General features: G+C 34.3%; 9 protein-coding genes. 4 read left to right on the forward strand and 5 right to left on the reverse strand.

Annotated elements, in window-relative coordinates; translation table 11 throughout:
* Nucleotides 1-621 precede the first annotated feature (621 nt).
* The 4 genes from Q4Q47_RS20285 to acs all read left to right on the forward strand — a co-directional run bounded on the left by Q4Q47_RS20285 (nt 622) and on the right by acs (nt 6,189).
* On the forward strand, nt 622-2,010 hold the full coding sequence (locus Q4Q47_RS20285) for an alanine/glycine:cation symporter family protein (protein WP_303308558.1): 1,389 nt from the start codon (nt 622-624) through the stop codon (nt 2,008-2,010).
* Nucleotides 1,997-2,251, forward strand: coding sequence for a DUF4212 domain-containing protein (locus Q4Q47_RS20290; RefSeq protein WP_303308559.1), 255 nt, complete (start codon nt 1,997-1,999; stop codon nt 2,249-2,251). The genes Q4Q47_RS20285 and Q4Q47_RS20290 overlap by 14 nt, the downstream gene beginning before the upstream one ends.
* Nucleotides 2,241-3,968 (forward strand): sodium:solute symporter family protein, encoded by a 1,728-nt coding sequence (locus Q4Q47_RS20295; RefSeq protein ID WP_303308560.1) that lies wholly within the window; start codon nt 2,241-2,243, stop codon nt 3,966-3,968. Before Q4Q47_RS20290 ends, Q4Q47_RS20295 begins: the two co-directional genes overlap by 11 nt.
* Before the next feature lie 313 nt (nt 3,969-4,281).
* Nucleotides 4,282-6,189 (forward strand): acetate--CoA ligase, encoded by a 1,908-nt coding sequence (gene acs, locus Q4Q47_RS20300; RefSeq protein ID WP_303308561.1) that lies wholly within the window; start codon nt 4,282-4,284, stop codon nt 6,187-6,189.
* 136 nt (nt 6,190-6,325) lie between these two features.
* Here the strand turns inward: acs and Q4Q47_RS20305 are convergent, their stop codons facing one another.
* The 5 genes from Q4Q47_RS20305 to Q4Q47_RS20325 form a co-directional block, all read right to left on the reverse strand.
* Nucleotides 6,326-7,312 (reverse strand): NAD(P)-dependent alcohol dehydrogenase, encoded by a 987-nt coding sequence (locus Q4Q47_RS20305; RefSeq protein ID WP_303308562.1) that lies wholly within the window; start codon nt 7,310-7,312, stop codon nt 6,326-6,328.
* A 149-nt stretch (nt 7,313-7,461) separates the two neighbouring features.
* Complete coding sequence (locus tag Q4Q47_RS20310; protein WP_303308563.1) at nt 7,462-8,220, reverse strand: hypothetical protein; 759 nt, start codon at nt 8,218-8,220, stop codon at nt 7,462-7,464.
* A gap of 237 nt (nt 8,221-8,457) precedes the next feature.
* Nucleotides 8,458-10,044, reverse strand: a complete 1,587-nt coding sequence (locus tag Q4Q47_RS20315) for an alpha/beta hydrolase family protein (protein WP_303308564.1) — start codon at nt 10,042-10,044, stop codon at nt 8,458-8,460.
* A 109-nt stretch (nt 10,045-10,153) separates the two neighbouring features.
* Nucleotides 10,154-11,254 (reverse strand): helix-turn-helix domain-containing protein, encoded by a 1,101-nt coding sequence (locus tag Q4Q47_RS20320; protein WP_303308565.1) that lies wholly within the window; start codon nt 11,252-11,254, stop codon nt 10,154-10,156.
* A gap of 133 nt (nt 11,255-11,387) precedes the next feature.
* The gene (locus Q4Q47_RS20325; RefSeq protein WP_303308566.1) at nt 11,388-12,755 is read right to left on the reverse strand and encodes a serine hydrolase; all 1,368 of its coding nucleotides are present in this window, start codon (nt 12,753-12,755) and stop codon (nt 11,388-11,390) included.
* Nucleotides 12,756-12,819: the final 64 nt, after the last annotated feature.

The following is a 12,819-nucleotide window of genomic DNA, read 5'->3' on the forward strand; positions in this document are numbered from 1 at the left end:
GGGATTTGTTTTAAACATTGAACTTGGAGTAAATTTAATACAATTTATGAATTCAACTAATAAACTAATAATAAATAGTATTCAATGATGTTAGAGGTTTTTCCTTAGTGGCTTTGCGGCTTTGCGAGACCCACAAAATATGAAGGTATTTATCCTAGAAGTGATAAGTCACAACCGGTTCATTCAAAAGTTGTTCCTTACTATAATTATTAATCGACATAGTTTAAACAATTTATGAATTCAACTAATAATAGATTAGAACTCAATAGTAGTTAGAGGTTTTTCCTTAGTGACTTTGCGGCTTTGCGAGACCCACAAAATATAAAGGTATTTATCCTAGAAGCGATAAGTCACAACCGGTTCATTCAAAAGTTGTTCCTTACGATAATTATTAATCGACATAGTTTAAACAATTTATGAATTCAACTAATAATAGATTAGAACTCAATAGTAGTTAGAGGTTTTTCCTTAGTGGCTTTGCGGCTTTGCGAGATCAACTAAATGTGAAGGTATTTATCCTAGAAGCGATAAGTTACAACCGGTTCATTCAAAAGATGTTTATTACGATAATTATTAATCGACATATTTTAATACATTTATGGATTCAACTAACAAAGAATTATGAATCAATTGGAGCAAATTGTTAAATCCTTTTCAGATTATGCTTGGGGATTGCCTCTGGTCATACTACTTATTGGAGGCGGATTGTATTTATTAATTCTGTCAAGGTTTTTACCATTTAGACTTATTGGTCACGCTATTGAAGTATTACGAGGTAAGTATGACGATCCTAATGATCCAGGGCAAATCAGTCATTTTAAAGCTTTAACTACGGCACTTTCTTCAACCATAGGTATGGGGAATATTGCTGGTGTAGCTGTAGCCATTTCTGTTGGTGGTCCCGGAGCGATGTTTTGGATGTGGGTAAGTGCTATTGTTGGGATGTCGACCAAGTTTTTCACATCTACATTAGCTATCATGTATCGAGGAAAAGATAGTCATGGAGACTTACAAGGTGGACCTATGTACTTTATTATGGAAGGTCTTGGGAAACATTGGAAACCTTTAGCTGTTATGTTTAGTTTTTTTGGGATGATTGGTGCATTACCTGTTGTTAATGTGAATCAGCTAACACAAGCCATAAACGATATTGTATTAATACCAAATGGTGTTGCCGTTGGTTTAAAGTCTAATCTAATCATTGCCTTCGTTTTGGTCTCATTGACCTCGGTTATTATTCTTGGCGGATTAAAACGTATTAGTAATGCCGCTTCCAAGATGGTGCCTTCTATGGTATTGTTATATTTTGTGTTGGTTTTATTTATCTTAATTTCTAATTATGATATGGTTCCTAAATATTTTGTGATGATTTTTACGGATGCTTTCTCTGCTAATAATTTTACGGGCGAACCTTTTTTAGGAGGTGTACTGGGAGCACTTATTTTATTAGGAATTCGTCGCGGCGCATTTTCAAATGAAGCCGGCATAGGGACGGCACCTATGGCACATGGTGCAGCAAAGACGGACCAACCGGTACGTGAAGGTTTAGTAGCTATGCTAGGACCTGCTATAGATACGCTAGTTGTTTGTACACTAACAGCTTTAGCTATTTTAGTAACAGGTGTTTGGGAAACAACCTCAGATAATGGCGTTAGTTTAACTGCCGCTGCATTTACCTATGCTATGCCCGGTTATGGTAAATATTTACTAATGCTTTGTGTTTTAATCTTTAGTGTGTCTTCATTATTTTCATATGCATACTATGGTACAAAGTGTATGTCATTTTTAATAGGTGCAGAGAAAAAACACTATTATAATTACATTTATATTGTAAGCATTATATTAGCTGCTACGGCTCCTTTTAGTGTGATGCTAAATTTAATTGATGGCACTTTTGCTCTTATGGCTATCCCAACCATGATAGCAACATTAATCTTAGGGCCTAAGGTTGTTAAAGAATTTAAAGAATATAGTAACCAATTAATCAAGGATAAACATGACGAAAAGTAACGCGAAAGCCTATTGGAAAGAAAATATAAGATATGTGCTTATACTATTGTTAGTATGGTTTTTAGTGTCTTATGGTGCAGGAATTATATTTAAAGACAGTCTTAATAGTATAAAATTAGGAGGGTTTAAATTGGGCTTTTGGTTTGCGCAACAAGGTTCTATGTATGTGTTTGTTATACTCATATTTGTATATGTTCGTCTTATGAATAAACTTGATAAAAAGTATGGTTATGACGAATAGTATCATGTTAATTGAACGGTTAGGAGTTCAAAATTGGACCTATATTTTAGTAGGAATTACGTTCGCCATATATATTGGTATAGCTATTTGGTCTAGAGCGAGTTCTACAAAAGAATTCTATGTTGCAGGTGGCGGCGTATCTCCATTAGCTAATGGTATGGCAACTGCAGCCGATTGGATGAGTGCGGCATCTTTTATATCTATGGCGGGTATTATATCTTTTGCTGGTTATGATGGTGCTGTTTATTTAATGGGTTGGACTGGAGGTTACGTATTGTTAGCCTTATTGTTAGCACCTTATTTACGAAAATTCGGAAAATTTACGGTGCCAGACTTTATAGGTGATCGGTATTATTCAAAAACGGCACGACTTGTCGCTGTGTTTTGTGCCTTATTAGTGTCCTTTACTTATGTCGCAGGTCAAATGCGAGGTGTTGGCATTGTGTTTTCTCGTTTTTTAGAAGTTGATATCAACACAGGTGTTATTATAGGAATGCTAATCGTATTATTCTATGCCGTTTTAGGCGGGATGAAAGGCATTACCTATACCCAGGTAGCACAATATTGTGTCCTTATTTTTGCTTTTATGGTTCCTGCCATTTTTATATCTATTCAAATGACTGGAAACCCAATTCCGCAATTAGGTTTTGGAGGTCAATTAGCAGATGGTTCCGGAACTTATTTGTTAGATAAATTAGATGGTTTAAGTACGGAACTTGGTTTTGCCGAATATACGGAGGGCTCTAAATCGTTGATTGATGTTTTTGCGATAACGCTAGCACTCATGGTAGGAACAGCAGGTTTGCCCCATGTTATTGTTCGATTTTTCACTGTAAAACGAGTTAAAGATGCTCGAAAGTCTGCAGGAATAGCATTATTATTAATTGCGATCTTATATACAGCAGCTCCAGCAGTGGCCGTTTTTGCCAGAACAAATATGATTGAGACCGTATCAAATCAACCATATACAACCGTTCCAGGATGGTTTAAAAAATGGGAAACCACAGGATTAATCACGTTTACAGATAAAAATAATGATGGCGTTATTCAATACGTAGCAGACGAATCTAAAAATGAGTTGGTTGTCGATAGAGACATTATGGTACTGGCAAATCCGGAAATTGCAAATTTACCAGATTGGGTTATTGCGCTAGTAGCCGCTGGGGGCTTGGCAGCAGCTTTATCTACAGCAGCAGGTTTATTATTGGTTATTTCTGCGTCGGTATCTCATGATTTAATTAAAAAGGTCATAAAACCTTCCATTTCAGAAAAAGGAGAATTAGTAGCTGCCCGTTTATCGGCAGTTGGTGCTGTTTGTGTTGCTGGATATTTTGGTATTAATCCACCAGGATTTGTAGCTGCGGTTGTTGCTCTAGCTTTTGGCTTAGCAGCTGCGTCTTTTTTCCCGGCTATTATTTTGGGTATTTTTTACAAACGTATGAACAAAGAAGGTGCTATTGCAGGGATGGTAGTTGGTATTACTGCGATGCTATTATATATGATTAAATATAAATTGGGTTGGTTTGATGCCGTGCTTCCTGATAAAAGTGAATGGTGGTTTGGTATTTCTCCTGAAGGATTTGGAACCATCGCTATGATTTTAAATTTCGTAGTATCCATAGTTATTATGAAGTTTACACCCGAACCTTCAAAAGATGTTCAGGAAATTGTAGAGAATATTAGAATTCCAAGTGGGGCAGGAGATGCAACGCATTAGTTATTAGATGTCAATATATTTATCATCTACAATTATTATACTATCGATATAAGGTAAATTCACACTTTGTTAAAATTAATTTTTTGTGTCTAGAACTCAAAATCATCCTATTTTATTCTAATTTTTGATTTGATCGTTTTTAATTATCTCAAAAAAAAAATATTGAATTCACATTAAAATTGAATAATTTTTAGAGAAAATGAAAAGTATGAGTTTGACTTGGCTACTAATAAGAATTATATGCTAGTTATATTATATTTTTATTATTTTAGGCATCCAAAATTAATTTTTAAAATAGCAGGTATAAGTAATTATGAGTAATTATCACATAAAGCATTTAGAGGAATACTACCAAGTTTACAGAAAATCGGTAAGAGCACCAGAAAATTTTTGGGAAGAAGTAGCAGAGGAGCATTTTTTGTGGCAAAAGAAATGGGACAATGTACTTAGTTGGGATTTTAGTAAACCAGAAGTAAAATGGTTTGAAGGTGCGCAATTAAACATTACAGAAAACTGTATTGATAGGCATTTAGCGACTCGTGGTGATAAAACGGCTATTTTATTTGAGCCTAATGATCCTAAAGATGACGCTGAACATATTACTTATAATCAATTGCATCAACGTGTTAACCAATTTGCCAATGTATTAAAAGACCAAGGTATTAAAAAAGGGGACCGCGTATGTGTTTATTTACCAATGATTCCTGAATTGGCTATTGCTGTTTTGGCATGTGCTAGAATAGGGGCCATTCATTCGGTCGTATTTGCAGGCTTTTCGGCAACAGCATTATCAACAAGAATTAATGATAGCGATTGTAAAATGGTTATTACCAGTGATGGATCTTATAGAGGCGCTAAAACAATTGACTTAAAAGGGATTGTTGATGAAGCTTTAAAAGAATGTGCATGTGTTGAAACGGTTTTGGTAGCAAAACGTATTCATTCTGATATTGATATGAAATCTGGTCGTGATAAATGGTTACAACCACTTTTAGATACAGCTTCAACAGATTGTAAGGCTGAGCTTATGAATGCTGAAGATCCTTTGTTTATATTGTACACATCAGGCTCAACTGGGCAACCAAAAGGGATGGTACATACCACTGCCGGATATATGGTTTATACAGCTTATTCATTTAAAAATGCATTTCAATATAAAGAAGATGATGTGTATTGGTGTACTGCTGATATAGGCTGGATTACTGGGCATAGTTATATTGTTTATGGTCCATTAGCAAATGGGGCAACTACGATTATGTTTGAAGGTGTACCGAGTTATCCGGATTTTGGACGCTTTTGGGAGATTGTAGAAAAGCATAAAGTGAATCAGTTTTATACAGCACCTACTGCTATTCGGGCACTAGCTAAACAAGGTTTAGAATTGGTTGAGAAATATGATTTATCAACGCTTAAAGTTTTAGGATCTGTTGGAGAACCAATAAACGAAGAAGCATGGCATTGGTATAATGACAATGTTGGTAAAAAGAAAAGTCCGATAGTTGATACTTGGTGGCAAACTGAAACGGGAGGTATTATGATTACGCCTATTCCGTTTGTAACACCAACAAAACCAACCTATGCTACCTTACCTTTTATTGGTATTCAGCCAGCTTTAATGGATGAAAACGGCAAGGAATTAAAAGGTAACCAAGTAGATGGACGTTTATGCATAAAATTTCCATGGCCTAGTATGGCACGTACTATTTGGGGAAATCATCAACGTTATAAGGACACGTATTTTTCAGCATATGAAAATAAGTATTTTACAGGAGATGGTGCGTTACGAGATGAGGTAGGTTATTACAGAATTACAGGACGTGTGGATGATGTCATTATTGTATCTGGTCATAATTTAGGAACAGCTCCCATTGAAGATGCTATTAACGAACATCCAGCAGTTGCAGAATCTGCCATTGTAGGTTTCCCACATGACGTAAAAGGAAATGCCTTATATGGTTATGTGATTTTAAAGGATGTAGGTGAAACGAGAGTTCATGATAATTTACGCAAAGAAATCAACCAGATAATAACAGAACATATAGGACCTATTGCGAAACTGGACAAAATTCAATTCACGCAAGGTTTACCAAAAACGCGTTCTGGTAAAATTATGAGACGTATTTTGAGAAAAATTGCTCATAAAGACACTAGTAACTTAGGAGATACGAGCACGCTTTTAAATCCAGAAGTGGTTCAGGATATTATGGATAATGCGTTGTAAACAAATTATTTATATTTGAGAACAAACAAATGCTTCTAAACACAAAAGCTCCTATTTAAGGGGCTTTTGTGTTTAATTCTGTGTTTTTTAGAGCCTTGTGCAACGATTACCGTTGTTGTACTCTCGTTTTCTATACTCAAACATTAATTATAACGTTTCCTGTTTTCTTGCCCATAATTACATATTCATAAGCTTTAGATATATCTTCCAATGAATATTCACGGTCTATTACTGGTTTAAATTTTTCTTTTTTCAAAAGATCAATAATATAGGGTATGGTTTTCTGTATGCTATATGGTATAGGAAAGATTACTTTTTTATTTTTTGAAATAGAAGTTGTGAGTGCGTAAAATAAATTTTGAGAATAAGGACCTAACTCTGAGGATATATAAATACCTTTTTCTTTTAATAATGGTTTACATTTTCCAAATGTACTTTTGCCTACAGCATCGAATATAAAGTCATATTTTTCTTTATCGACAGTGAAATCTTCTTTGGTAAAATCATAAACTTTATCAGCACCCAAAGATTTTATCAATTCTAAATTTTTCGTATTACAAGTAGCGGTTATTTTGACATTATATTGCTTAACAAATTGGAGGAGAGCTGAACCAATTCCTCCTGTTGCTCCATTAATAAGAATTCTTTGTCTAGATTGGATGTTTACTTTATGGGTAAAAGTATAAGCATAGTGAGCTCCTTCCAAACTTGCAGCTGCTTGCTTGTAATCAATGTTTTCTGGTATGGTAAATAAATTTCCTTTTGGAGTTAATACTATATATTCGGCTTGTGATTCTAATCCTGTGTCAGTAAAACCAAATACCTTATCGTTTACAATATGTGACTTGATGTTTTTCCCAACTACCATAACTTTACCTGAAAAATCAGTCCCTAACACTATCTTTTTAGGCTTAAAAAATCCTAATACAAAGCGCATTATAAATGGTTTTGCTGTAAGATTTGCACAATCAGTTCTATTAACTGTAGTTGCATGAATTTTAATTAATAATTCGTTATCGTTGGGAATTGGTTTTTCAATTTCTTCAACTTTGATATCCTTAGGAAAACCATATTGTCTTCGCATTGCGGCTTTCATTTTTCGCATATTACCTTCAACTTTCATTAATGTGGGCAACGGTTGGTGTAAGTATAGCTGCGTGATTAAGCAACTAACTTACTAAAAATGGAACGAACCAGAGGAAAATCCTGCGGATTTTCCGAGTAGGGATGTACCAAGCAATTATTTTTAGGACACTTTGTTGTAATTAGTATTTATTTAAGACTTTTTAATTTTATATCTTGATTAATTCGAAAAGTCAAAATATCTGTTAACTCGTTTTTATCTAATTTTCCTTTTATAAAAAATGCAAGATTGGTCTGCTGGTTTAAAAACACCCCTTTTTTATTATCGAATTGAAAATTAGTATTTCCATTAACAAAAATAGTCATAGATTCTATATTAGGGGTTTCAACTGAATGTTTTGCTGAATTAATTGTGCCTGAATAAGTACTAAGTCCATCTTCAGATTTAGTTTTGGTAATAACATTTTCCACCTCTAATTCTATAACTTCTTTACCAAAATCAAAGGGTATTTTGAATTTCTCAGTAATTGATTCTCCAACTTTAATTTCTTTCAATATTACAGGGAAAATAATATCCTTTATTGAAGCGGCTTCTTCCGAAATTTTTCCTTCTATTTTTCCTTGATTAGTATAGTTTTTAAATATAATATCATCTTCCAGTTGAATCTCGTCATAAGTAGTCACAGAGTCATTTACTTTCTCAATAATCTTTTTGTTTATTACAACTAAGTCAGCATGTGTACTGTCTAAAATATCAACAATTAGGTTTGCAGAAACTTTTACTCCATTTTTCTGATTCAAATAATTAACTTCATTTGTTGCAGACATCGAAAGATCATATTCGATTTTATCATAATCCTTGAAATTCCATATATTATTTTTTATAGATAGTTTGGTTGCTGAAAGAAAGATTAAAAATATTAAGGGGTAAAAGTATATTTTATTCATTTTTTGGTATTAATTACAACGTGTACGTGTATGGTTTCGTTGCGTAAGCGCTAAGATAACAAATAGGAGCGAACCGATTGTTTAGCGGATAGGAGATTCCGAGTAGGAATTTCAGACGCAATGAACTATAGGACACGTTGTTGTAATGCGTTTTTTAGATACCCAACTACCGGTAATTTTTTCAAATTCCCAATTCCCATTTATGTTCTTATAAATAGAGATATAGCCTCCTCTCGATCATTTCATCAAACTATTCAATTCTTCAATAGCAAAAGCCTTTAATCTGGATTTTTCATTAGCATTCAAATCCTCATCTGATTCAAGTAATGCTAATGCTTGAGGATAGAAACGCTTCGCCTGCTCATTCAATTCCCTTTTCAGTGAATAGTACGCCACGTAATAGTTGATTCTGGCAGATTCCGGATAACTGTCGTAAGCAAGTTTATAAAGCCTTAGACGGTATGCAAAGTCTTCGTCTTTTTTCCAGGCTAACCAGCTTCGGTAATCTGTATAGAAATCCTTAGAGAAAGGTTGTGAATTCCCCTCAGACTTCAGCTGCTGGTAAATATTTTCAACCGCATCGAACCCTTCCTTCACAAAAGTATCTTTAAGTACTGCCATGTTTGGTGGAGCAGGTAGGCCTGGTAAGATAAACGTGGTATCTATACTTTTCCTGGATGCAACAAAAGAATTGTCAAATAATTCTCCTGATTCTCCCTTTATTTTTTGATTTAGAAATCTTAATATTAACTCATTCACTGTCTCAAATTCTTTTTTTGTGTTCCCGGAATGCTCTCCAATAATGTCTGGAATGAATTCATCAAACATTCCATAATTCAGCGCGGCAAACTCAGACATGTTTGGAAAATGTGCGTAATATCGATCGGCATATTTCAAATGGTAAGTATATTCTGGATCTATAGACGGATGAGGTGAATAAATAAATAACATCGGTGACTGAATGTTCTCGGGCTGATAAAAAACCGATCCGTTTAAAAGCCTTTGTTCAAATGCACTTGGCAATCCTCCTTCCAGGTTGATCAATGCCTTGAATTTCTCATTCCTAGATATTGCAGCCGCTCCCACAGAGGAATGAATCGCATTGGCGAGTATAGAAACTTTACTCATATCCACATTTGATTCTTCACCGATCTTTCCAAGAACAAACTCAAGGTCATCCACAGCTACCTCTAAGCCAATGGTAGATGTTTCCATTCCGGAAGAAAACCTTCCTTTCGGAACGAAAGCAACCGCTACGTAACCATGGCTTGCTAAAAACTCGCAAGTGATGTTTTGATAAGCCGGACTACTTCCATTTGGGTAAATGACGACAGGATACTTTCCTTTTGCAGCTTTAGCATTCAAACGAGCAAAGATATCCAGATCAAGGAGTTGATTCAATTGTTCTGTACTTAAATCTATCTTATTTTCTGCTTCTAGAATGTTTCTTAAATCTCGTGTTTGAGAAATAAATGTCTGTCTCGCGAAGACTTTTTGTTCTTCTGATTCACTAAAATCGGTTTGTCTACCCATTAGATCAACGTAATCTGCATATTTCAATGGATCACCAGAACCTTGTTGAGCTGGATACCAAATGTTGATTTGGAATTGTCGTCCATTTTCGGATGTATGATTTTGATAAAGGTTTCCGTCCCAGTCCGAAAAAGGAACAGCATTCTTTGTGAGGTCATAAGTGAATAACGTTTTAAATCCAACCGTGTATTCTCCAACTGGAAGATTTCCCATGATGGGGAAGTCATTAATGGTATCTTGGCGTTCACATCCCAAGATAACCAGGAGTATAAGAATTACTTTATATTTCATTTTTGTGTAGTGGTTTTGTTCATATTCTATTTAGTTTTGACTAAAATAGAAAAAGAATAAACCTATAAGGTCTCAATACCCGTTTTGAGGTCTCAAAACTTGTAGATGACTAACTATTTTCTGATTTAAAGTTTTTTGGGGTTTGTCCAGTATAGGATTTGAATACACGATTAAAGCTTGCTTTAGAATTAAATCCTGCGTCAAAAGCCAGGCTAAGTATTTTCAAGTGATCATTGTTTGGATCTTTCAATCGCTCCTTCATTTCCTCAACGCGGTATTCATTAATGAACTGGAAAAAGTTCTTTCCAAGCTCCTTGTTAATTGCATTCGAGATGACTCGTTTTGAAATATCTGCGGACTCACCAAGATCAGAAAGAGATAACTCCGGGTTCCGGTACAGCTTATTGGATTCGATGATCGAACTTAACTTTTGAATCACTTCAGAGAGCTTATCATTGTCTTGTTCGTTTGGTTCTTCCTTTATATTGAAAACCTGACATGTTTGAGTTTGTTTGAAGCCGCTAATACTTAACCAATAGAGTACCCCTGAATAAATAAGTAGAATGAAGGCTCTTGGTTCGGTCCATTCCAAGGGAGCAAATTTCCCTCCAACGACCATGCCTGCGATGACAAAGATCAATATTAGGATAAAGGAACCTGCAGTTATTAGTATGAACTGATTCACCCAACGAAGATCAATTAGCTCGGTATACGAGATATTATTTAACAGTGAACCCTGGTATGATTTAACAAGTCGGAAAGAAAATATAAGGTAGATCATAACAGAGAGTATTGCTACAGATTCCAACAGTTCAGCTATATCGTGTATTAATGGCCAAGGGTTACTGTAGTGAGTAAAGGCATGATAGATGCTATGGAAATAGTTAAGAATTAATGGTGAAAAATGCCAGAGATCCTTTTTTCGAAATGCATCAGAACCTTCTGTAAGTGTCTTTATATAGAAATAAAATGCAGGGCCAATCCAATATGATAAGGAGAAGGGGAGCCAAGAGAGCCACTGATAGGTATTCCATATGGATATATCCAAAATGAACGGTGTAAACGTTAGGCACATAGAAAAAATGGTCAGGGAGAGAAAGCGATTAGCCCGCCGATTTTCATTCTTTTCAAAGAGCAGAAAAGCAAACACAAACCCATTGATTACTGAGCATACGGTTACTAGCTGTATAGGTGAAATCTCAAAATGCATTTACAACGTGTATGTATGGTTAGTTGCATTGGCTGGAACTAAGTTAGCAAAAGAAAACAAACCAGAGGAAAATTCGTAAGATTTTCCGAGCACACACAGAACCAGCAATTGACTATAGGACACGTTGTTAGCATTAGTTTAGTTTCTCAATTTCAGTTAACATTATTTTTGCATTATCATTTTCAGGGTTCAAGTCTAAAGATTTTTTATAATTCTGTTTAGCTAAATCATATTGTTTCTTAACAAAATAAGCTTCAGCAAGACTATCAAATGCATTTGATGAGTTTGAATGTTCTTCGGTAAGTAATCTAAATATTGATATTGCATTATCTAACTGATTATTTGACAAATAATAATAACCTGTTTCATTTAGTGCTCTTTCAAAACTTATTTTTTTATTTTCACTTTTTTTCTGCTTATATATCTTTAATGCATCATTATAGTTATTTAACATAAAAGCTAGTCTAATATCTTCATTGAGCATTCTGTCCTTTCTAATTAGAGTAGTATCTGATAAGCCAGAAATATAAGTAATAGCATTACCAATGACTGGGCTATTTCTAAATCCGTTTGACAAAATAATTATGGTCAAATCCTTGTCCATAAACTTCATTAAAGCACTTACTCCACCACCTGCAAATCCAAAATACTGTTTGTCTTCTGGCCCATAAATTCCCCAACTATATCCAAAAGGAATATTATGATTATTAAACACATATGGTGTCATCATTTGACGTTTCGTTTCTTGATTGACTAATTGATTTTGATCTAATTTATTATTCCATTTTAGCAATGTGTTTAAATTTATATTTAAACCATTACCAGCAATGGACCTAGATCCAGCGTTGAATGTACTTGTTTCATAAGCATTGTATTCTTTATTGAATTGATATTTTGATACTCGATTAGGTATAACAACTAAACTATTGGAAGCATAAATTACTTGATGACTATCTTCATTAAATTGATTTTCTTTAATAAAATTCTCAAATTTTTGGCTTGTAACTTTTTCGATGATTAATTTAAGAAACCAAAAATTTGTTTGATTGTACTCGTGTCGATATCCTTTTTTAAAATGTAGCGGTTCTTTAGCCATTTTTGAAATAAGCAATTGATTAGACGATTCACTATCAAAATTTTTATAATCTGGTAGTCCAGATGAATGCGTTAATAAATGCTCAATTTCTATGTCTTTCCATAATTGAGGAAGATTATCTATATATTTTGAAATTGGGTCGTCCAAAGTGAGTTTACCAATTTCTATTAACTGAAAAATTGCGACAGAAGTAACAATTTTAGAAGTAGAGTAAACCCGAAATAATGTGCTATCTGTTACAGGAATGCTATGAGCTAGATTCGCTAATCCGTAATTTTTTCTGTGAATAATCTCTCCATTTTGAATAACTGCAATAGCTAGCCCAGGAATTTCATCTGCTTTGATAAGTGTCGATACATAATCATCTATTTTTTTGTTAAATTGTTTAGGCTTTTTTGTAGCCATATTTTTTGAACAAGATGTAATTATCATTAGATATAATACAAAAGGAACTAAAAATTTGATTTTC

It is taken from the genome of Flavivirga spongiicola, assembly GCF_030540825.1.
Lineage (GTDB): Bacteria > Bacteroidota > Bacteroidia > Flavobacteriales > Flavobacteriaceae > Flavivirga > Flavivirga spongiicola.

Coding starts and splice junctions, on each gene's coding strand:
- Q4Q47_RS20285 (WP_303308558.1), top strand. CDS start 622: ATGAATCAATTGGAGCAAATTGTTAAATCCTTTTCAGATTATGCTTGG.
- Q4Q47_RS20290 (WP_303308559.1), top strand. CDS start 1,997: ATGACGAAAAGTAACGCGAAAGCCTATTGGAAAGAAAATATAAGATAT.
- Q4Q47_RS20295 (WP_303308560.1), top strand. CDS start 2,241: ATGACGAATAGTATCATGTTAATTGAACGGTTAGGAGTTCAAAATTGG.
- acs (WP_303308561.1), top strand. CDS start 4,282: ATGAGTAATTATCACATAAAGCATTTAGAGGAATACTACCAAGTTTAC.
- Q4Q47_RS20305 (WP_303308562.1), bottom strand. CDS start 7,312: ATGAAAGTTGAAGGTAATATGCGAAAAATGAAAGCCGCAATGCGAAGA.
- Q4Q47_RS20310 (WP_303308563.1), bottom strand. CDS start 8,220: ATGAATAAAATATACTTTTACCCCTTAATATTTTTAATCTTTCTTTCA.
- Q4Q47_RS20315 (WP_303308564.1), bottom strand. CDS start 10,044: ATGAAATATAAAGTAATTCTTATACTCCTGGTTATCTTGGGATGTGAA.
- Q4Q47_RS20320 (WP_303308565.1), bottom strand. CDS start 11,254: ATGCATTTTGAGATTTCACCTATACAGCTAGTAACCGTATGCTCAGTA.
- Q4Q47_RS20325 (WP_303308566.1), bottom strand. CDS start 12,755: ATGGCTACAAAAAAGCCTAAACAATTTAACAAAAAAATAGATGATTAT.